The 21,932-nt window shown below is 43.9% G+C and carries 18 protein-coding genes; 12 read left to right on the top strand and 6 right to left on the bottom strand.

The genetic code is table 11. The annotated features are described in order from the left end of the window. Positions 1-75 precede the first annotated feature (75 nt). The 8 genes from serC (at position 76) to NQ518_RS01965 (ending at position 8,778) form a co-directional block, all read left to right on the top strand. Positions 76-1,143 carry a 3-phosphoserine/phosphohydroxythreonine transaminase gene (gene serC, locus NQ518_RS01930; RefSeq protein WP_227204925.1) on the top strand — a complete coding sequence of 356 codons (1,068 nt, stop codon included), beginning with the start codon at positions 76-78 and terminating at the stop codon, positions 1,141-1,143. Positions 1,144-1,324: 181 nt separating this feature from the next. Continuing rightward, the gene (locus tag NQ518_RS01935) at positions 1,325-2,242 is read left to right on the top strand and encodes an NAD(P)-dependent oxidoreductase (RefSeq protein WP_102697688.1); all 918 of its coding nucleotides are present in this window, start codon (positions 1,325-1,327) and stop codon (positions 2,240-2,242) included. A gap of 5 nt (positions 2,243-2,247) precedes the next feature. After that, positions 2,248-3,495, top strand: a complete 1,248-nt coding sequence (locus NQ518_RS01940; RefSeq protein WP_227204926.1) for a DUF1015 domain-containing protein — start codon at positions 2,248-2,250, stop codon at positions 3,493-3,495. Next, the gene (locus NQ518_RS01945; protein WP_227204928.1) at positions 3,492-4,082 is read left to right on the top strand and encodes an IMPACT family protein; all 591 of its coding nucleotides are present in this window, start codon (positions 3,492-3,494) and stop codon (positions 4,080-4,082) included. Before NQ518_RS01940 ends, NQ518_RS01945 begins: the two co-directional genes overlap by 4 nt. Before the next feature lie 742 nt (positions 4,083-4,824). Beyond that, positions 4,825-5,784: a signal recognition particle-docking protein FtsY gene (gene ftsY, locus NQ518_RS01950; protein ID WP_227204930.1), complete on the top strand. Its 960-nt coding sequence runs from the start codon at positions 4,825-4,827 to the stop codon at positions 5,782-5,784. Positions 5,785-5,800: 16 nt separating this feature from the next. Beyond that, complete coding sequence (gene rimO / locus NQ518_RS01955) at positions 5,801-7,099, top strand: 30S ribosomal protein S12 methylthiotransferase RimO (RefSeq protein WP_227204931.1); 1,299 nt, start codon at positions 5,801-5,803, stop codon at positions 7,097-7,099. Positions 7,100-7,117: 18 nt separating this feature from the next. After that, positions 7,118-7,405, top strand: a complete 288-nt coding sequence (locus tag NQ518_RS01960) for an HU family DNA-binding protein (RefSeq protein ID WP_227204934.1) — start codon at positions 7,118-7,120, stop codon at positions 7,403-7,405. Continuing rightward, a complete protein-coding gene (locus NQ518_RS01965; RefSeq protein ID WP_227204936.1) occupies positions 7,402-8,778 on the top strand; it encodes an HU family DNA-binding protein in 1,377 nt (458 codons plus the stop codon). Before NQ518_RS01960 ends, NQ518_RS01965 begins: the two co-directional genes overlap by 4 nt. 323 nt (positions 8,779-9,101) lie before the next feature. Here NQ518_RS01965 and NQ518_RS01970 read toward each other — a convergent pair whose 3' ends face one another. From NQ518_RS01970 to NQ518_RS01990, 5 genes are all read right to left on the bottom strand, one after another. Beyond that, a complete protein-coding gene (locus tag NQ518_RS01970; RefSeq protein ID WP_227204938.1) occupies positions 9,102-11,060 on the bottom strand; it encodes a YgiQ family radical SAM protein in 1,959 nt (652 codons plus the stop codon). 18 nt (positions 11,061-11,078) lie between these two features. Further along, positions 11,079-11,414, bottom strand: a complete 336-nt coding sequence (locus NQ518_RS01975; protein WP_004350388.1) for a hypothetical protein — start codon at positions 11,412-11,414, stop codon at positions 11,079-11,081. A gap of 96 nt (positions 11,415-11,510) precedes the next feature. After that, the gene (locus NQ518_RS01980; RefSeq protein ID WP_227204940.1) at positions 11,511-14,111 is read right to left on the bottom strand and encodes a golvesin C-terminal-like domain-containing protein; all 2,601 of its coding nucleotides are present in this window, start codon (positions 14,109-14,111) and stop codon (positions 11,511-11,513) included. Then, entirely contained in the window at positions 14,108-14,668 is a 561-nt protein-coding gene (locus tag NQ518_RS01985; protein ID WP_227204941.1) for a 1-acyl-sn-glycerol-3-phosphate acyltransferase, read from the bottom strand. Before NQ518_RS01985 ends, NQ518_RS01980 begins: the two co-directional genes overlap by 4 nt. Positions 14,669-14,684: 16 nt before the next feature. Next, positions 14,685-14,957 carry a hypothetical protein gene (locus NQ518_RS01990; protein WP_227204943.1) on the bottom strand — a complete coding sequence of 91 codons (273 nt, stop codon included), beginning with the start codon at positions 14,955-14,957 and terminating at the stop codon, positions 14,685-14,687. Positions 14,958-15,155: 198 nt separating this feature from the next. Here NQ518_RS01990 and NQ518_RS01995 point away from each other — a divergent pair, with 198 nt between their 5' ends. Together NQ518_RS01995 and NQ518_RS02000 are read left to right on the top strand one after the other, a co-directional pair. After that, on the top strand, positions 15,156-16,796 hold the full coding sequence (locus NQ518_RS01995) for a diphosphate--fructose-6-phosphate 1-phosphotransferase (protein ID WP_227961002.1): 1,641 nt from the start codon (positions 15,156-15,158) through the stop codon (positions 16,794-16,796). Between the two features lie 358 nt (positions 16,797-17,154). Next, positions 17,155-17,982, top strand: coding sequence for a glycoside hydrolase family 25 protein (locus NQ518_RS02000; RefSeq protein WP_227961000.1), 828 nt, complete (start codon positions 17,155-17,157; stop codon positions 17,980-17,982). A gap of 308 nt (positions 17,983-18,290) precedes the next feature. Here the strand turns inward: NQ518_RS02000 and prmA are convergent, their stop codons facing one another. Next, positions 18,291-19,154: a 50S ribosomal protein L11 methyltransferase gene (prmA, locus tag NQ518_RS02005; protein ID WP_227960998.1), complete on the bottom strand. Its 864-nt coding sequence runs from the start codon at positions 19,152-19,154 to the stop codon at positions 18,291-18,293. Between the two features lie 140 nt (positions 19,155-19,294). Between prmA and NQ518_RS02010 the strand changes: the two genes are divergently transcribed. Both NQ518_RS02010 and NQ518_RS02015 read left to right on the top strand, forming a co-directional pair. Next, positions 19,295-20,326: a hypothetical protein gene (locus NQ518_RS02010; protein WP_227204951.1), complete on the top strand. Its 1,032-nt coding sequence runs from the start codon at positions 19,295-19,297 to the stop codon at positions 20,324-20,326. Positions 20,327-20,356: 30 nt separating this feature from the next. Then, on the top strand, positions 20,357-21,913 hold the full coding sequence (locus NQ518_RS02015) for an OmpP1/FadL family transporter (RefSeq protein WP_227204953.1): 1,557 nt from the start codon (positions 20,357-20,359) through the stop codon (positions 21,911-21,913). Positions 21,914-21,932 lie beyond the last annotated feature (19 nt).

Here is a 21,932-nt window from a genome sequence, read left to right on the forward strand (position 1 = left end):
TTTTCTTTCAGACTAATGTCGTAAATTAGCCCCCAAATAAGACAAACATTTATTTCTACTAACTAATCAATTAATATGAAAAAGTACAATTTTAATGCAGGTCCATCAATTCTCCCTCGTGAGGTGATTGAAAACACAGCGAAACAAATTCTCGATTTTAATGGTAGTGGACTCTCTCTGATGGAGATTAGCCACCGTGCAAAAGACTTTCAGCCAGTTGTTGACGAGGCTGTAGCTTTGATTAAAGAGTTGTTGCAGATACCAGAAGGCTATGCAGTTATCTTCTTAGGTGGTGGTGCTTCATTGCAGTTCCACATGATTCCTAACAACTTCTTTGTGAAGAAGGCTGCCTACCTGAACACAGGTACATGGGCTAAGAAAGCTTTGAAAGAAGCAAAGTTCTTCGGAGAAGTAGTAGAAGTGGCTTCTTCTGCAGACAAGAACTATTCTTATCTTCCTAAAGGATGGAGCGTACCTGAAGATTGTGATTATTTCCACATTACTTCTAACAACACCATCTACGGTACAGAGATCCGCAAAGACTTGGATGTAAAGGTGCCACTCATTGCAGATATGTCATCAGATATATTTAGTCGTCCAATTGATGTTGCTAAATATGCATGTATCTACGGTGGAGCACAGAAGAACTTGGCTATGGCCGGTGTTACATTCGTTATTGTTAAGGAAGACATGCTGGGCAAGACCGGACGTGAAATACCAACGATGTTGGATTATCGCACACACATCGAGAAAGGTTCTATGTTTAACACTCCTCCTGTTGTTCCTATCTATTCAGCTCTTGAAACCTTACGTTGGATTAAAAAGAACGGCGGTGTAGAAGCTATGGATAAGTTGGCTCACGAAAGAGCAGACTTGTTGTATGCTGAAATCGACAGAAACAAACTGTTCAAGGGTACTGTTGCTGAAGAGGATCGCTCATTGATGAACATCTGCTTTATCATGAATGATGAATACAAGGATCTTGAAAAACCATTCTTCGAGTTCGCTACCGAACGTGGTATGGTTGGTATCAAGGGACACCGTTCTGCTGGAGGTTTCCGTGCAAGTTGCTACAACGCAATGTGTGTTGATGGTGTGAAAGAGCTGATCGCTTGCATGAAGGAATTCGAAGACAAACATTAATCAATCACAAACTACACACTAGTTATGATTTACGAATAGGCTAAAATAAGGAAATTAGGCGAGCTTAATAATTCAGTTTGCCTGATTCAACCTTATTTTAGCCTGTTTGTTTATCAATTCATGCGTAATCACCTCTTGATGTGATTGCGTAGTTAATTAACCCATTCAATATTCTAAACAAATGAAAGTACTTATTGCTACAGAAAAACCTTTTAATGGAAAGGCAGTCGAGGCTATTAAAAAAGAGTTGGAGAGCCAGAATCATTGCGTTGAACTGTTAGAGAAATACACTTCTACCGATGAACTCAAAGAAGCTGTTAAAGATGCAGAGGCGATGATTGTTCGTTCTGATAAAATAACAAAAGAAATCCTTGATGCTGCTCCAAAACTTAAAGTTGTTGTTCGTGCAGGCGCTGGTTACGATTCTATCGACACCGCCTATGCCAAAGAAAAAGGTGTAGTGGTAGAAAATACCCCAGGTCAAAACTCTAATGCAGTAGCCGAATTGGTATTTGGCTTGTTGATTTATATGTCTCGTAGCTGCTTCTCTGGAAAATCAGGTTGTGAGCTGAAAGGTAAGAAGTTAGGTATCTTGGCTTTTGGTAACATTGGACGTCATGTAGCTCGTATCGCCAATGGTTTTGGTATGGAGGTATATGGCTTCAGCCGTTCACATGCAGAGAATCCTAAAAAAGAAGATGGCGTTCAGTTCGTAGCTACCAAAGAAGAACTTTTCAAGCAGTGTGATATTGTCAGTGTACACCTTCCTTCCAATGAACACACAAAACAAAGTGTTGGTTATGATGTTGTTAACTTGATGAAGAAGGGTGGCATCTTGGTGAATACTGCTCGCAAGGAAGTTATCAACGAACCAGAATTGTTGCGTTTAATGGGTGAACGTGAAGATCTTAAATTTGTGACAGACATCAAGCCAGACGCTGATGCTGAATTTGCAAAGTTCGAGGGTCGTTACTTCACTACTCCTAAGAAGATGGGCGCACAGACTGCAGAAGCCAACGCAAATGCCGGAATTGCTGCCGCACAGCAAATCAATGCTTATTTCAAAGACGGTTGCACAAAATTCCAAGTTAATAAGTAATCGCCATGGCAACAATCAAACCATTTAAAGGTGTTCGACCTCCAAAAGATTTAGTCGAAGAGGTTGAGTCACGTCCATATGATGTCTTAGATTCTGATGAGGCGAGAGAAGAAGCTGGAGATAATGAGAAGAGTTTGTATCACATTATAAAACCAGAAATCGATTTCGAGCCAGGAACATCTGAATATGACCCACGCGTCTATGAGCAAGCTGCCAAGAACTTTAAGAAGTTTCAAGAGAAAGGTTGGCTCAAGCAAGACGAACACGAAAACTACTATATCTATGCCCAAACCATGAATGGTAAAACACAGTATGGATTGGTAGTAGGTGCTTATTGCCAAGATTATCTCAATGGGGTTATTAAGAAGCATGAATTGACTCGAAGAGATAAAGAAGAAGACAGAATGAAGCATGTACGGGTATGTGATGCCAACATAGAACCTGTTTTCTTTGCTTATCCCGACAATCAAACGCTTACGTCATTGATTGAGCGGTATGCTTCAGAAAAGCCTGAATACGACTTCATTGCTCCTATTGACGGTTTCAAACATCAGTTCTGGGTAATCTCTGATGCAAAGGATATAGAAACCATTACCGCTGAATTTAAGAAGATGCCAGCCTTGTATATCGCTGACGGTCACCATCGTTCTGCAGCTGCTGCATTGGTTGGGGTTGAAAAATCAAAAGCCAATCCTAATCATACGGGTCATGAAGAATATAACTATTTCATGGCTGTATGCTTCCCTGCATCTCAGTTAACCATTTTAGATTATAATAGAGTGGTGAAGGATTTGAACGGAATGTCATCAGAAGAGTTCCTAAAAGCTCTGGAGAAAAACTTTGATGTAACAGAGGAAGGTACGAAGAGTTACAAGCCACAGCAGTTGCATGAATTCTCTTTATATCTCGACGGAAAGTGGTATAGCTTGAAAGCAAAACCAGGAACCTACGACGACAACGATCCAATTGGTGTGTTGGATGTAGATATTTCTTCTCGATTGATACTCGATGAATTACTCGGAATCAAGGATTTACGTTCAGACAAGCGTATTGATTTCGTTGGTGGTTTGCGTGGCTTGGAAGAGCTTGAACGTCGAGTAGACAGTGGAGAAATGAAGATGGCACTGGCTCTTTATCCTGTTTCCATGCAGCAGATTATGGATATTGCTGACTCTGGAAAGATTATGCCACCAAAAGCAACGTGGTTTGAACCCAAGCTACGTAGCGGATTGGTGATTCACAAGCTGTCATGATATTAGACGAATACAAGACAATATCACAAAAAGTAGGCGAGGGATTTTACTCTGAGAAGAGGAGTAAATTCCTCGCCTTTGCGCATCATGTAACGTCTGAAGACGAAATAAAATCAATCTTGCAGGCGTACAAGAAAAAATATTATGACGCCCGACACTGTTGCTACGCGTATATGCTGGGGGCTGAACGTGTTAACTTCAGGGCGAATGATGACGGAGAGCCGTCGAGTACCGCAGGAAAACCGATACTGGGACAAATCAATTCCTTCGAGTTAACCGACATCTTAATAGTTGTAATCCGCTATTTTGGTGGTACCAAGTTGGGTACCAGTGGACTTATTGTCGCCTACCGCTCAGCTGCTTCGGCAGCCATTGAGGCATCACAGATAGAGGTAAAACTGGTAGAAGAAACCATCACCTGCACATTTGCCTATCCCATGATGAACCAGGTGATGAGAATTGTGAAAGATATGCAGCCTCGAATCGTTTCACAAACTTTTGACAACACCTGTAGTATCACGCTGGCCATTCGTCAATCAGAGGCCGAACGTTTGAAAAACGCACTTCACAAGTTGTCGTTTGAATGAAAAACAAGCCCACCGATAACAATCATAAATCCGGTGGCTCATATCCTGCCAACTTTGGTTGTCGCATTCCTATTTTTTTTCAAAAATAGCCTATCCATTTACACATTCATGTAACACAGATGCAAACCCATTGACTTTGGTGCTCAAAGTCATAGAGTTTTCGCCCTTATTCGCATGTTATTGGCTGGTAAAGTCAATGAGTTTGTAATGCGTTGACTGATTGGTTGTTTGATGATATGTCTTCGTGATGTTCGTAGAGCCGAAAAGGCTGGCTACACGGCATTGAAAACTTGTTCTTATAACCAATTGGAAGAGCTGTTGCAATGACGTGCGTTACAATTATGAAGGAATTGGTTGAAAATCTATTTGATAAACAGAAAGAGTCAAAAAAATGTGCTATCTTTGCATAAGTTGGGCATCGCCTCACCAAAACGAGTAAACTTGCTTTGCATTCGGCTCGCGCCAACTTTGCATAAGTTGGGCATCGCCTCACCAAAACAAGTAAACTTGTTTTGTATTCGGCTCGCGCCAACTTTGCATAAGTTGGGCGTCGTTTCACCAAAACAAGTAAACTTGCTTTGCATTCGGCTCGCACCAACTTTGCATAAGTTGGGCGTCGCCTCACCAAAACAAGTAAACTTGCTTTGTGTTTGGCTCGCACCAACTTTGCAAAAGCTGCGGCAGGTAATTTTAGAATAATTATACTCCATTCAGGAGTGACTCAACAACAATAAGGTAATATATGGGTATTTTTGGTCTGTTCAATAAGAAGAAAAAAGAAACGCTGGATCAGGGTCTGGAGAAGACCAAGCAGAGTGTGTTCTCAAAGTTGTCACGTGCTGTTGCAGGCAAGTCTAAGGTCGATGACGAGGTACTGGACAACTTGGAAGAGGTGCTCGTCACATCGGATGTCGGTGTTGACACAACGCTGAAAATCATTGAACGAATCGAGCAAAGGGTGGCACGCGACAAGTATGTGTCAACTGCTGAACTCAATTCTATCTTGCGCGATGAGATTGCGGCCTTATTGGCTGAAAACAACACCGAGGATCACGAGAATTGGGATCTACCCGCCGACCATCAGCCGTATGTTATCTTGGTCGTTGGTGTCAATGGAGTTGGCAAAACCACAACCATCGGCAAACTGGCTTATCAGTTTAAGGCATCGGGTAAAAAGGTATTCCTGGGAGCAGCCGACACCTATCGTGCTGCTGCCGTAGACCAAATCAAGATTTGGGGCGAAAGGGTAGGCGTGCCTGTGGTGAGTCAACAGATGGGAGCCGATCCGGCTTCGGTGGCGTTTGATACGCTTCAAAGTGCAAAGGCCAATGGGGCCGATGTGGTGTTAATCGATACAGCCGGTCGCTTGCACAACAAGGTGGGTTTGATGAACGAATTGAAGAAAATCAAGGATGTGATGAAAAAAGTTCTGCCTCAGGCTCCTGATGAGGTGTTGCTCGTCTTGGATGGTAGCACGGGACAAAACGCTTTTGAGCAAGCAAAGCAGTTCTCTGCCGTCACTCAGATTACCTCGCTGGCCATCACAAAATTGGATGGAACGGCCAAAGGGGGCGTGGTCATCGGTATCAGCGACCAACTGAAGGTGCCTGTGAAATATATCGGACTGGGTGAACAGATGGATGATTTGCAGCTGTTCAACAGACGAGAGTTTGTAGACAGTTTGTTCCAGCACGAATTATAACAGAAAGTCCATAATTTTGAAGAAGAATCAGATAGATATCATTACGATGGGCTGCTCAAAGAATCTCGTTGACAGCGAGACGCTGATGAAGCAGTTTGAAGCGAATGGGTACGACTGCACGCACGACAGTGAACAACCTGATGGTGAGATTGCAGTGATTAATACATGTGGATTTATTGAAGCAGCTAAAGAAGAGAGTATTAATACGATACTTCAATTTGTTGAAGCGAAGAAAGAAGGTCGTTTGAACAAACTTTTTGTCATGGGTTGTCTCAGTGAACGCTATAAGAATGAGCTTGAAAATGAGATTCCGGAGGTGGACAAATTCTATGGCAAGTTCAATTACAAGCAGCTGTTGGCTGATTTGGGAAAGGCTGAAATCAAGGCTTGCAACGGTCAGCGACATCTCACGACGCCCGCTCACTATGCCTACATTAAAATATCAGAAGGCTGTAATCGTCACTGCGCTTATTGTGCCATTCCCCTCATAACTGGCAAGCATGTCAGCCGACCGAAAGACGAAATTCTGCAAGAGGTTCGTAACTTGGTGGCTGATGGGGTGAAAGAGTTTCAAATCATCGCCCAAGAGTTGACTTATTATGGGGTAGACCTTGATGGCAAACGGCACATCGCGGATTTGATTAGCGAGATGGCTGACATGGAAGGGGTTGAGTGGATACGCTTGCATTATGCTTATCCAAACCAGTTTCCACTTGAGCTTTTGGACGTGATGAACGAGAAACAAAACGTCTGCAAGTATCTTGATATCGCGCTGCAGCATATCTCCGACTCGGTACTTGAGCGCATGCACAGGCATGTGAACAAGCAGGAAACCATGGATTTGATTCGCACCATCCGAGAAAAGGTGCCAGGCATTCATCTGCGCACCACGCTGATGGTCGGGTTTCCCGGCGAAACAGAGGAAGATTTTCAGCAGTTGCTCGACTTTGTTAAATGGGCCCGATTTGAACGCATGGGTGCTTTCATGTATTCGGAAGAGGAGGGAACCTACGGTGCCAATCACTATGCAGACGACGTACCTGAAGATGTGAAGCAGCGAAGATTGGATGAGTTGATGGCGGTTCAGCAGGAAATCAGTGCCGAGATAGAGGCCGCAAAGATAGGCTCAACCATGAAAGTAATCATAGACAGGAAGGAAAACTACTATTTTATCGGGCGTTCGGAATTTTGTTCCCCAGAGGTCGATCCCGAAATATTAATACAAGGCGGACAGAAGGTCGTGCAGATTGGTTCTTTTTATCAAGTGAAGATCACTGATGCCGAAGAGTTTGATTTGTACGGCGAGATTGTCTAAACATATACAGCAAGTTCCATGAATAACAAAGAGTTTATTGCAGAATTGTCACGACGTGCGGGCTATACGCAAGAACAAACGCAAAACTATGTTCGTACGCTCGTGGAAGAAATGACAAACATTCTTGGAGAGGGCGAATCGATTTCCATCCCTTCATTCGGTACTTTTGAAGTGAAAAAGCGGATGGAACGCATCCTGATGAATCCTTCAACAGGCAAGAAGATGTTGGTTCCCCCAAAATTGGTTCTTAGTTTCAGACCCATGCCTTCCGTCAAAGAACAGTTGAAGAAAGGAGGCGACTCATGATAAAGATCACAGATTTGGCGAGCGTGTTGGAAGAACAGCACCAGCTATCGAAAAGTGAGGCCGAATTTTTTATCCCTTTGCTCGTAGACGTTTTGACAACGGGCCTTAAAGCCGATAAACAAGTTAAGATTAGAGGACTTGGAACGTTCAAGGTGACATCCGTGAATGCCCGTGAGAGTGTGGATGTGAACACGGGTGAACGCATCATCATTGAGGGGAGAGAGAAGATTTCTTTCACGCCCGAACCTGTCTTGAGGGATAAGGTGAACAGTCCGTTCGAGCAGTTTGAAACGGTTACAGTGAGCGATGATGCCGATTTTTCGGAGATAGATGAACGTTATCAGCAACTCGAGGAACAAGAAAACGATGACAGCAGCGCACCTGTGGAGACCGTTCTGACTACGGAAGAAAAACAGGTTGAAGTTGAACCGCAGGACAATCTTCAAGAAAAATCATCACCTGAACCATCACCTGGACCGTCATCTACTGTGAATGGGGAGGTGTTGGTTACCAACGACACTGAGCCTCGTTCTGGCAATCTCATTGAAGATGGCGTGCGTGAGCAAGAGGTGATAGAGGTTCCGCCCATTGAAGGAACTCCTGCGGTTGATGACCAGCCTGTCTTGGAAGAAGGAAATGTTACAGAAAAAACAGATAACAAGTCGCACTCACCAATAAAGGAAAACGAAGAAAAAGAATCACTTGAGTTAGCCGAACTGAATGAGTTGAATGAAAAAAATCAACAGTTGCGTGCTAATTTGGCTCGAACTCAGCGAAATCAAAAGATACTGATTGGTGCCGTATGTGCTTTGCTGTTAGTGGCATGTCTTGGCGGTTATTATATCGGTAAGCAGTTTGCGGCTCGTGATAATCGAATAGAGCATTTGATGGCAGAGCTGCATGCTGTTAAACAAGCTGCGCAAGTGAAGGAAAACGTGGCTGGTGTTCAAGGCGAATCGGCCTCCGAAAATGCGGCGGTAAACAGTGCGGGACAGGAAAATACGTCTGCTGCTAATCAGAGTATGCAATCAATAGAGCAGTCTGACAATGGTGTTCAAGACGAGAAAAAAGAGAAGGATGCAGCTGCTAAAGTGGCATCTGAGAGCGTCAAGCGTGACCAGTCTCCACAGAACAGCCAAACAATGGCCTCAAAATATGATTCAGATTCGAGAGTTAGAACCGGTGCCTATGTCATAACAGGTGTGGCACAAACCGTAACGGTGCGTAAAGGACAGACCTTGACTTCTATCAGTAAAACTTACTTAGGGCCTGGCATGGAGTGCTACATGGAGGCTGTCAATGAGAAGAACGAAGTGAAGGAGGGTGAAAAAGTTAAAATCCCGGCATTGAAATTAAAGAAAAAATCTAAATAATTTAGCTTAATCATCACTGTCAATGAGGAAACAAGCAGGAGTAGTCATCGCATTACTTTGTGTGTTGTCTGTTTTTGTAGGATGTTCAAGAGTGAGCAGAAAATTGCATATTGATGATAAGTAATTTTCCATGTCTTGGGATGAAAAGCCTGCGTTCATTAGGTTTGTGAAAGTAATGTGTGATTAAGCGACGTGCAAGAAAGTTTGTTTTAGGACGGTCATAGGTTGCTATCGTTTGACTAAACAAACTTTCTTTCGCCGTTTTATGTACCTTTATGTCGTCTTCTATGATGAGCGTTGTTTGGTTTGTGGTGTACGTCTATTTAGTTTCGACGTTTGTGTTTCTCCCTTTTTCGCTTGTTTGAAAAGTTTGGATTGTAAGAAGCAGGGCGTTTGTTGTTTGTTCTTTGCGAGCTTGCTTCATCTTTTCTGGAAGATGTTTTTGGTGGCTTTGGTGCATGGGAGAAAAGCTGTTCGATGAGTTCTGGCCTTCCTATCTTTCTTAACTCCCTTTCAATGTTCTTTCTTTCCTCGGGTTTGTACCAAAAGAAGAATTGTCGTTGGGCAAGTTTTTCATTTGGTGTTTTGGCACAGTAAACTGGTTCCAGCGTGTAAGGATCGTATCCTGTGTACCATGTCTCTGTGCTGACAGTCATGGGAGTAGGGGTGAAATCCTGCACCTGTTCAAGCTGAAAATTCAGTTTTTTGGTGATGATGGCAAGATTTGCCATATCTTGTGCTTGACAACCGGGATGACTGCTGATGAAATAGGGGATGAGTTGTTGCTTTAAATTTTCTTCTTTGTTGATTTTGTCAAAGATGACTTTAAATTGTTCGAACAACTTGAATGAAGGCTTGCGCATCAAGTTCAAAACAGTATCTGACGTGTGTTCGGGTGCTACCTTCAAGCGACCACTCACATGGTTCTTAATCAGTTCCTTGGTATATTCTTGTGCAGCGGCATTCGTCGTTTCATCCTTGCTCTTGTGCAACAGCAAGTCATACCGAACACCACTGCTGACAAAACTCTTTTTTATACCGGGAATAGCATCGACGGATCGATAGATATCCAGTAGTTTACTGTGGTCTGTGTTGAGATTGGGGCAGATTTTTGGGTGAATGCAGGATGGGCGTTTGCAGTGTTCACAAGCCAGATGGTTCTTACCTGCCATGCCATACATGTTAGCTGACGGCCCTCCAAGATCAGAAAGATAACCCTTAAAGTCAGGCATGTCAATCACCTGTTTTACTTCTCTCAAGATGCTTTCTTTCGATCGGCAAGTGACAAACTTCCCTTGATGAGCCGATATCGTACAGAAGGCACAACCGCCAAAACAGCCTTGGTGGATGTTTACCGAGAATTTTATCATCTCGTAGGCAGGAATGCGTTTGCCCTTATATTTGAGATGTGGTACGCGCGTATAGGGCAAGTCATAATAAGCATCAATCTCTTTAGTTGACAAAGTTGGAAAAGGAGGATTGACTACCACATATTTATTGTCCACAGCCTGAATCAATCTTTGTGCATGTATCTTGTTGGACTCTTCTTCTATATGCCTGAAATTATCGGCTTGCAGTCGTTTTTCCCTCAAGCATTGCTCGTGACTATGAAGGATAATGTCGTCATCTTTGATGCCCCCATCGATCTCTTCTTTTTGAGTTAGATATACAGTCTGTGGGATATCGTGAATCTGTTGGATGGGTTCACCGGCTGCTATCCTTTGACATAAGCACAGAACAGACTTCGCTCCCATGCCGTACAGAATCATGTCGGCACCCGAATCGCATAGAATACATTTGCGAAGAGCGTCTTGCCAGTAGTCATAGTGCGTAAGACGTCTCATGGAAGCCTCAATGCCACCCAATACAATGGGTGTGTCAGGGTATAGTTGACGTAGAATCTTTGAATAAACAACGGTTGGATATTCAGGACGACAATCGTGTCTTCCGTCAGGACTGTAGGCATCTTCCTTGCGCAATCTTTTGTTGGCAGTGTACTTGTTTACCATCGAATCCATGCAACCTGGTGAGATACCGAAGAATAATCTCGGCTTACCCAGCTTCTTGAAGTCGCGATAGTCGCCATGCCAATCAGGCTGAGGAACGATGGCAACCTTGTATCCCGCAGCTTCAAGTGAACGCCCTATGACGGCAACTCCAAAGGATGGATGGTCAACATAGGCATCTCCTGAAAACAAGATGACATCCAGTTCTTCCCAACCTCTTAACTTGCATTCCTTCTTAGTGGTTGGAAGAAAATCAGTAAGTTGATAATCTTTCAAATGAGTGTTGTCTTTATTTTAGTCCTCACGACTCGTGATACATTCTTTATCCTCGGTCTTTTGGTTTGCCCAGTCTATATACAGTTTCACCAATTGGTTGAGGCCAAATGCCTTCATGTTGGCGTGGTAGATAACGTCAAGGCAAAGATCCAGTAGGGCTTTGTCATGATTTGCATCTGATTCTAACAAGGATCTGACATTCAGTTTTAGCTTGTTCAGTATATCTTCATCAATGATGCCCGTGCTATCAACCAGGTTTTCGAATAAAGCATATTTCTGAATACAGGTCAGATGTTCGTCCGAAACTTCGATACATCTCGTGCCAGATGGATTGGATTGGATTTTATATTTCATATCTTCTGCTATTATATAAGTGGTTGTTTATGTCAATCAAACTGCAATTCTCATGCCATTGTTGTGCTTCCATAAGCTGCTGGGCGAGCCTGTCCGTTATTCTAGCAAATAGTTTAATATTCCCCGCATCAGCAGTTCTTTATTCTTTTGATCGATGATGCATTCAAACGGGAAACCCATGGTGAAGCATCTATAATGGTTGTCCTTGTACGCAACTGCGGCACTGGTACCATTAGCATATTGCATGACACACATAGCACTTGGATTGGGAGAAAGAACTTCGGGCCATTGCGCGGCATAATGCTCTTCATTAGGCGTTTGGTAGAACGTCATGTTCATGCCCAGGCCATGTACAGCATTAGAGGAAACAATACTATCGCTGGGCGTATAGGATAGTTTCAGAACGTTGTTGAGAAACGATCTTTCGGTTTCAAAGGTCATATCCGAGCCAATATACGAGCCGCTAACCATGATTGCTCCGCCATGATTGGCATAGTCTGTCAACAGAGTTTGCATCTGAGGGGTGAACGATTTATAGTATTTTACTGTGTACGGTTCATATTTTTCCAATCCTAATATCAGGTCAATACAGGGATATTTGGTCAGTTTTACTTCGCCAGACCATACTGCTTGGCTGGATGAACTCGCCACATTGTACTTTTTAGAACTCGCAATGGCGGCCGTATGGTCTACTACATAATCGAAAGTGTTACCTGCAATGAATTGTCCGGCCAGTTCATTGCCTCCATATCCCAAACCTTTTTCTGTCAAACTGCCCATGCGTGTTTTGTCAAAAGCCGTTTGATATCCTGCCCACCCCGCAGTCTTTCCGTACGCAACCCCAATATCCTCATGGAGGTCAAAGCCTTGTTGAAGCTCATCATCGATTACCTTGGGCGCCGAAAGACGATTGAATCCGTTGACAACCAGTACCGTTTGAGTGGCTAATGGTGAATAGTATGCCGACAAAGTTTCTGTGGGAAAACTCTCTCCACCTTTGTTACAGGCCGTAATCTTAAAGTTGTATTGCACATCAGGTTCAAGTTCTATCGAATAAGATGTTCTGCTGATGTTCTTACCATTGTCAAATCCACTCGTTCCTGTCGCCATGTATACGTTATACGATGATGGTGTTGCCGTTTCCTCTTTGGGGTCGGTTTGTGGGGACCATGACAGTTTTACCTTGTTCTTAGATGTAAACTCGATGCGGAAATCTTGTGGTGCCAATGGTTGAACAACAAACGATTTTCCGTGCTGTCGATTGATATATCTTAATATGGTCTTATAGATTGAACGGGCAAAGCTGAACTTAAAGTTGGGATCTTGACCGAGAATCATGTCTGGAAAGTTTTGATGAGACATGGTTTCCAGTATCGCAGAGGGGATTTCTGGCACACGCGTTTCCGAATAGTTTCTGTCCCAAAGGTATCTCTTGGGCCAGGGTCTTTGGTCGGTACTCAGGTCTCTGACTGCATTTTGCAGTAAGTCATTGGCGAAATCCTTTGAGGTCATTCTCGAAATCCCGGCATTCAAGCGTCCGTCATTGAAGTTCGTCGTGCAAATAGCCAAAGAACCAGTGAGCGATTTTCCATCCGCACTATATCCTGCATCACTGTGAACAGCCAATGCCAACTCAAGGGGAACCCTTAGTCCTGGCAGTGATGGCGCGAATACACTTCCGCCTGAGAGCCAATTTGTCATTTTGGATCGGGTGTTGATGTCATCGGAATAGTCGTCTTGACCGCCTTTTCCTCCGTAGACACTGTAGGGTGCACCAGCCCATTGTGCATAATATCGCGAACCTTCAAGCGTCCGTGGCAGACCGCTTATGCTTCCTCCACGTTGAATGTTACCCATTCCACCACCAAATCTAACGGCATCAGTCGTCACGAAGCGTCTTTTCTTCTTCGAGCGATTTGTCACCACTACACGGTTAAACTGATTACTTCCAGCGTCAAAATCGAAGGTGCCAAGATAAACCCAAGTGCCTCCTCCCATCTGCTGGTTGACCCTAAAAGCAGTTTCCTGACCCTTGTGATAGACGATGTATTCGGCATCATCCACACTGTTGTCTACCGTTTGATAACTCACATATACGGCATATCGTCCAGCTTGAGGCAGATTAGGCTGATAAGATACCAGGCTTGGATGCCTGCTTTTGGTTGAATGAGCTATTCTCGCACTACCTTGCTGAAAGGGATTGTCGCCATCATTGTAGATGGTTTTTGTCCTTGCAAAGCCTTTTGTATGAGCTCGTTCCCAATTTCCATGAACGTTTATCTCAAGATAGGATGTCCCTTTGTTTGGGTCATCGTTATCAATAATGACCTCATGCTTTTGCCAATCTCTCTCTCGGGGTGTAAATACACAGGCTCCAGCATGCTCGAGCATGGGAATAAGGTAGGGGATGACAATGGTTTGAGTGAACAAATCTTCGGTGGTTCCAAATAGGTTTGGTCGCTGCCATTTCCACTTAAATTTATTCTGATCGTAATAGTAGCCATGGCTTGCCCATACAGAAATATGCCTATTCTTCAGTCCTTTTGTAATCTTGTTGGTCTTCGATGTGTTCGTCACCCACGGCTTATCCCGATGGTCAATATCGCCCCATGCTCGCGTGAAGCTACTGTTGTACTGAGCAGATAGGTGGAGTGACAGGCACACGCAGTACAGAAATAAAACCGTGCGTAACCTCATTGGGCAATTTCTCCTATCGAAAATTTCTCAGGATGTTTGCCTTGCATGCCTTTAAAATATAGTTTCACCTCTTTCATCTCCTCGTCTACATTTCCTGTGGGAACAATCTTTTTCGTACATTTTATTGTCTTGCGTTGATAGTTAAGACCATACAAGAGGATGGGTATGTTTGCTTTCAGGGCGATGTAATAGAATCCCAGCTTCCAATCCGGGTTCAGAGATCGTGTTCCCTCGGGTGTGATACAGAGTTGAAAAGTTTTCTCCTTTTGGGCGAAGGCCGCAAGGTTGTCCGTCATGCTCGTATGTTTTGAGCGCCAAACGGGTATTCCCCCCATGGCTTTCAAAAGGGGTTTGAGGGGGCCTACAAACCATTCTTTCTTCATCAGAAAGTTTGATTTCATGCCCTCAGCGTGCATATATAGCAGGCCGATGATGAAATCCCAGTTGCTGGTGTGTGGGGCAAGACAGATAATGTATTTGTCGGGATGGTCAACAGTTACAACTTTTGTCCATCCCATGCAACTATATAATAGCCATCTACACAAACGATTTAGCATATACGCTTCGGTTTTTTTAATAAATATTCGATATTTGATCTACAATTTCAGACACGTCTGAGTTGAATTTTGCAATCAAATCCTTGTAATAATCCTTTTGCTTCATTCCTGGTTCGGGATGAGATACGCGCTTAATATATTGACTCTGCAACGTCAAGATCGACGTCAGCAGCGCATCAATATTCTCCTTTTCGGGTTTTTCACTATACAGCGAGGCGGCTACGCATTCTGCTAAAAGGTCACTACAAACATAATGAATTATTCGTTTTAAATCTCTTTTGTTTGCCATATGAATTGTCTCTTTATAGTTTGTACGAAATTGAATGATAGTTCAAAGGTAGAAAAATTATCTGTATTTGCAACACATTGACTGGAAAAATCTTGTTTTCTTGATTGTTTGTTTTTCTATCTCAAAGAAAAAGGGTAAATTTGCAAAACCTAAGAGCAATGAAAATTTATCATTTATTATATTAGTAAAATTGCAAAGATGAAAACAAGTGCATTACAAAAAGAAAGAGCTTCTTATCAGCCAAAACTGCCAAAAGCTCTTCAAGGTGCTGTAAAAATTCAGGAAGGAGCACCAACTGAAAGTGTTGATGATCAGGATGAAATCAAAAAATTATTCCCACATACATACGGAATGCCTCTCGTTGAGTTTGTGCCAGGTGATAAATGTGAACACAAGCTGATGAATGTAGGCGTTATCCTCAGTGGAGGTCAGGCTCCTGGTGGACATAATGTGATTAGTGGCTTGTTCGATGCTTTGAAGAAGTTGAACGAAGAAAACCGCTTGTATGGCTTCTTGATGGGGCCTGGTGGTTTGGTAGATCATAATTATATCGAGATTACTGCTGGTTTCTTGGAGAAATATCGCAACACGGGTGGTTTTGATATGATTGGCTCTGGACGTACCAAGCTGGAGAAAGAAGACCAGTTTGAAAAGGGTCTGGAGGTGATTCGCGAGCTGGATATCAAAGCACTTGTCATCATTGGTGGTGACGATTCAAACACCAACGCCTGTGTTTTGGCCGAATATTACGCTGCCAAACAGTATGGCGTGCAGGTCATCGGTTGTCCAAAGACCATTGACGGCGACTTGAAGAACGAGCAAATTGAAACCTCATTTGGCTTTGATACGGCAACCAAAACCTATTCAGAGCTCATTGGAAATATTGAGCGTGACTGCAATTCGGCTCGCAAATACTGGCATTTCATCAAGCTGATGGGACGTTCGGCCTCTCACATTGCACTGGAGTGTGCATTGCAGACACAGCCAAACATTTGTCTTGTTTCTGAAGAAATACAGGCAAAAGACAAGACGTTGAATGAAATTGTTGAGAACATTGCTTCTGTTGTGGCCTATCGTGCCAAAGAAGGAAACAACTTTGGCGTGGTCCTCATTCCCGAAGGCTTGATAGAATTCATCCCCGCCATCGGCCGCTTGATCGCCGAATTGAACGACCTGCTGGCCGCTCATGGTGCCGATTATAAGGATTTGGACAAGGATGCACAACGTGAATACATCCTGGCTCACCTCTCTGACGCCAACCGCTCTACTTTCGAAACATTGCCGGAAGATGTGGCTCGTCAGCTGAGTTTGGATCGCGACCCACACGGAAATGTTCAGGTTTCCTTAATTGAGACCGAGAAGTTGCTGTCCAACATGGTTGCCGCTAAGCTCAATGAATGGAAGAAGCAAGGCAAATATCAAGGTAAGTTCTCACCTCTTCACCATTTCTTTGGTTACGAAGGTCGCTGTGCTGCGCCGTCTAATTTTGATGCCGACTATTGCTATGCGCTTGGTACCAGTGCTGCTCAGCTCATCGCGAACGGTAAGACAGGATACATGGCTATTGTCAAGAATACCACCGACTGCACCGACAACTGGAAAGCAGGTGGTGTACCTATCACCATGATGATGAACATGGAGCGTCGTACAGGTGAAATGAAACCGGTTATCCGCAAGGCGTTGGTAGAGTTGGAAGGCAAGCCTTTCAAGACTTTCGCCGCCAACCGTGACGAATGGGCTAACCATACATGCTATGTTTATCCAGGTCCTATCCAGTATTGGGGCCCCAGTGAGGTTTGTGACCAGACCACACGAACCTTGGCATTGGAGCAGGAATAATCTTACTGACAGTTAAAACTACTATAAAGGCTGGTTCTATAAATTACCACCGCACATAGTCATTAAATGTTTATGAAATACGTTTTGTTATCTTTTGGCTTCTTTTTATATAAAACAGGCTGCGCCTCAACAATTCAAACAAGTTTGATTGTATTCGGCTTGCTCCGTTTTTTTGTTCAAAATGTAAGTTCGTTCAGTCGTGTAGCTCGCTACACTCCTTTACTCTCTTGCATTTTGACCTCAAAAATAAGCTCAAAATCTAACAAAGCTAATTTATAGAACCAGCCTAAAGAGAGTCTGCTGATGTAGTTCGGTTACGTATTGCATGGCAGATTCTCTTTTTCAATTTCATCATTCAATGCCAACAAGAAAAAGAAGAAAGCGAGTCAGAAAGAAACGCACACGATTCTTTGGTAGATGTCCCCGACGGGCCGTTTGGGTAGGGGGCATTGTCTTTGCACTACTCTATATGTGGGCATTCTATGAGTTTTTTGTAAGTCCTACCGGGTTCAGGTGGCGCGCACTTTATGGTGATGCTGACTACCCCGCAGGTTATGAGATACATGGTATCGACATCTCTCACTATCAAGGTGACATCCATTGGCAACTGTTGCGCAATGGTATGATAGGAGGGTGCCCGCTCAGGTTTGTCATGATCAAGGCAACAGAGGGTGCCGACAAACTGGATGACAATTTCAACGACAACTTTTATAATGCGCGCGAACATGGTTTTATCAGGGGGGCATACCATTTTTGGAGCAACCATTCGTCGGCCAGAGATCAGGCATACTATTTTTTGAAGCAGGTACATCTGGAAGATGGTGACCTGCCGCCGGTATTGGATGTTGAACACAAACCTAAAGACCAGAGCGTTGAAGACTTTCAACGAGATATCCTCACCTGGTTGCACATCGTCGAAGACAAGTACCATGTAAAGCCCATGATTTATACCTATTATAAATTTAAGGACGAATATCTGGGCGCACCCGTTTTTGATGATTATCCCTATTGGATAGCCCATTACTATGTTGAGAAGGTGACCTACAAAGGCAAGTGGAAATTCTGGCAGCATACTGATGCCGGAAAACTGCCCGGTATCAAAGGATTCGTTGACTTGAATGTCTACAACGGCTCGTTTTACGATTTGAAGCAGATGACCATTGGTCGCCAAAAGGTAACTTGGTGAACATGGGGATGTGTCAAACAGCTCGATGCAATCGACGCTCTATCATGGCCATCGTTCAATGATTTTTCATACCTTTGAGCCTCGAAAGGGCGATTGACAAGTAAAATAATATTATTGAAAAATATTGACAAGTATTTTAGAATAACCAACTAAAAACCGTACAGCTATTTGAAGGCCAGCCAATCTCTATGACTTTAGGCGTCAAAGTCAATCCTATTGAAGGCCAAACCCATTGACTTTGAGGGACAAAGTCAATGAGTTTGAACATGCATCTGTATTCTGTTCGTAATCAGCTGGTTTCTATATAGTTACTGTTTGATGAATGTCAAGCAGCACCAGTGGTTATCTGTTTTTTGGCTTGTCTTTACTAATCCTAATGTGTTGGCTTTTTCGTCAAGCAATTTTACATCTTCCTCATAAAAGCCACTGATGATCAATATCGAGTCAGCATTCATTATTTCCAGATAAGCGGTCATGTCGTTCAGAAGAATGTTGCGGTTGATGTTGGCCAACACCACGTCAAATACCCCCGACACATGCGATAAAACGTGTGCGTCACCATGAAAAACCTCGATGTTGTCGACCTCATTGATAGCAGCATTGTGTTGGGTGTTTTCCACACTCCACTCGTCGATATCGAAGCCAACGACCGCCTCTGCGCCCAGTTTAAGGGCGGCGATGCCCAAAATGCCCGTGCCGCATCCACAGTCCAGAACCCGTTTTCCTTTCAGTGACAGCTGTAGCATGGCTCCAATCATCATGCGAGTAGTTTCGTGAGTTCCCGTGCCAAAGGCTTGTTTTGCTTCGATTCCGATGTTGATGAGCGAGTCACCGTCGGGCTTCTTCCCAGCTCTTGCATCATAAACCAGCACCTGGTTGTCAATGTTGATGGGTGCGAACCCCATGTTTTCCCAGGCCTCGTTCCAGTTTTTGTCTTCTGTATCGGAAAGCGTGTAGGTGATGTTGACGCCTTCTAAGGGAAAGGTGTCAAGCACTTGCTTCAAGCTGTTGGGGTCCAGTAAGTCTGCGGGAATGTATCCTTTGAGTCCATCTTGAGTGTCTTCAAACGACTCAAAGCCAATTTCTCCCATCAAATCAGGTAACAGGTCTTTGGCAATTTGCGTAAGCTCCGGCGTACAGGCTATTTTAAAGTCTGCTATCTTATATTTCATATTCTTAACGTAAAAGATGCCACAAAGGTATAAAAAATAGGGAAAAACCTATCCATAGTTAGGGAATTTCCTTATATTTGCATAAACATATTTGATATATTTGCATTGTGGAAAAGCATATATTAGAAAGGAGTAACAAGATGAAAAAGCTCATATTATTCACCCTATTGTTGGGAATGATGCCCTATAAGATGTTGGCACAGGACGATATGTACATTCTTCCGTCTAACTTGCCTACCGTTAAGAAGCCAAAGGTGCGAACGAATGATCGTGAAGTGACTTATAGTGGCAGCGACCGTGATGTAGACGAATATAATCGTCATGGTAAGTATTGGAGTCATTATCAGAAGATAGGAACGGACAATCGTGGCAACGATGTCATCGAATTTCAGAAGGGTAGAGGGGTTTATCCCGACTCTACCTACATCGACACCACTTTTGTCGGCAAGTATTATGATACGATGGTCGATGGTGATGACTTTGAATATACAAGTCGGATGAGCCGCTGGGACGGCTATTATAATCCGTGGTTCTACAGCAGCTATCGTTGGAGAGCCTATCCTTATTGGCGTGCCGGTTGGGGTTTTTACGATCCGTGGTATGACCCATGGTATTATGGTTATACTGGGTTCTACGATCCCTGGTACAGTTCTTGGTATGGTGGCTATTATGGTTTCTACGATCCATGGTACAATCCTTGGTATTATGGCTATAGCGGATGGTATGGTTCATATTACGGAGGCTGGTATAACTATCCGTATGGCGGGTATGGTAGAGGCTATGCACGTGTATACGAAGGCAACCCCCGTGGCTTGACCGGAAACAGAACCTGGAGATTTGGCGGCAGCGGAGATACATACAGTACAGGGCGATTCGCTCGTGGAACGACAAATCGCAACAGACAGCCAGGGAGTACTTATACAACCCGCAGTAGACGTAACAGGTCGTTCGGTGGCAGAACCGATACGCCTCGTTCCAATTCGATCGGCACTCGCAGTAACAGTAGCTTTGGTAATTCCACCAGGTCTACACCAAGTTATAACAGCGGTAGCTTTGGTGGCACACGTTCTTCCGGTAGCGGCTTTGGTGGCACACGTTCTTCCGGTGGCGGTTTTGGCGGCGGACACTCTTCCGGCGGTGGCGGCGGCCACTTTGGTGGAGGTAGAAGGTAAAGAATAACACGAATATAAAAGATGAGACAAATGAAGACAAAATATTGCCTGATGGCGGTCATGATGTTCATGTCGGCATCACTGACAGCACAAGAAACTTATCAAGATACGAAACTGATTGACAACGACCTCAATGGTACGGCTCGGTATGTAGGTATGGGTGGCGCTTTGGAGGCGCTGGGTGCGGATATATCCACGATTAGTACTAACCCAGCAGGGATTGGGTTGTTCCGTTCTGGGCAGGTTACTGTATCTGGGGGAATGGTCACTCAGCAAGGTGAAACCACTACGCCCTCTATAAGCAACATCAATGTTAGTTTCAATGGTAACAAGACCAATGCCAGCTTTGACCAAATAGGGTTGGTTTACTCAATGCGTACAGGCTGGAACGAATATGTGAACATTGCGTTTAATTACCACAAGAGTCGTAATTTTGACCAGATTCTAACGGCTGTAAACACGCTATCGCAAGCCTCACAGAATAAACTGTCGGCGATGAAGTATCCGTATGCTAACGACTATAATTGGAATGGCGTGGATGCCAACTATGCCAGTTTGATGGCTCCTATCAAGGATTCTAATGGCAAACAGACAGGCATGGACTATCTTGATGGTACGGCCTATGTGTTTGGACAGTATCAAAAAGGATACATTGGTGAGTATAGCTTAAATCTAAGCGGCAACTTTAACAATCGGGTGTACCTTGGATTGACTTTTGGCTTGCACGACGTGAACTATCGTAGCAACAGCTATTACACGGAGAATTTGGAGCTTAACACAGTAATGGGAATGTGGGAAGACCTGCGAATAGATGGTACTGGTGTTGATCTCAAGGCTGGTGCTATCTTCCTACCCATAGAAAACTCTCCATTCCGTATAGGAGCATATATCCACACGCCTACCATGTACAGCTTACATCTAAAAGGTGCAAATGATATGACCATGGGCGCTGGGCTGGACAGGGTAGACAAAGGGCAAAGCTCAGATTATGACTTCAAGGTATACACACCTTGGAAGTTTGGTTTGAGCCTGGGACATACCATTGGCAGAGAGCTGGCCTTGGGTGCAACCTACGAGTATGCTGACTATGGCACAATCGATAATCGCGTGAACAACGGTGGTTATTATGACCCTGTAGATGGTGGCTATTATGATGACTCTTATAGTGATGGTGGCATGAACGACCATACCAAAGCAACCCTGAAAGGAGTGAGTACAGTGAAATTGGGCGCGGAATACAAACCGCATCCAAGTTGGGCTGTTCGTCTGGGGTATAACTATTTGAGTCCGATGTTTAGCAAGGACGGTTTTCGTGACGGTAGTATTTCCTCGCCAGGAAACGCATACGCCACCTCAACCGACTACACCAACTGGGAAAGTACCAACCGCATTACCTGCGGATTGGGTTACTCAGTCAAGAAATTCTTTGTAGATTTGGCCTATCAGTATACACAGACCAATGGCGATTTTTATCCATTCATGAGTTACCGTTCTAAAACAAACAAGCAAGAGGACTGTATCGCCGATGCTGTAAGCGTTAGCCACAAGCGCCATCAGCTGTTGCTCACATTGGGCTATCGCTTCTGATACAAGCAACCATTTATAT

This window comes from Hoylesella buccalis ATCC 35310, assembly GCF_025151385.1.
Lineage (GTDB): Bacteria > Bacteroidota > Bacteroidia > Bacteroidales > Bacteroidaceae > Prevotella > Prevotella buccalis.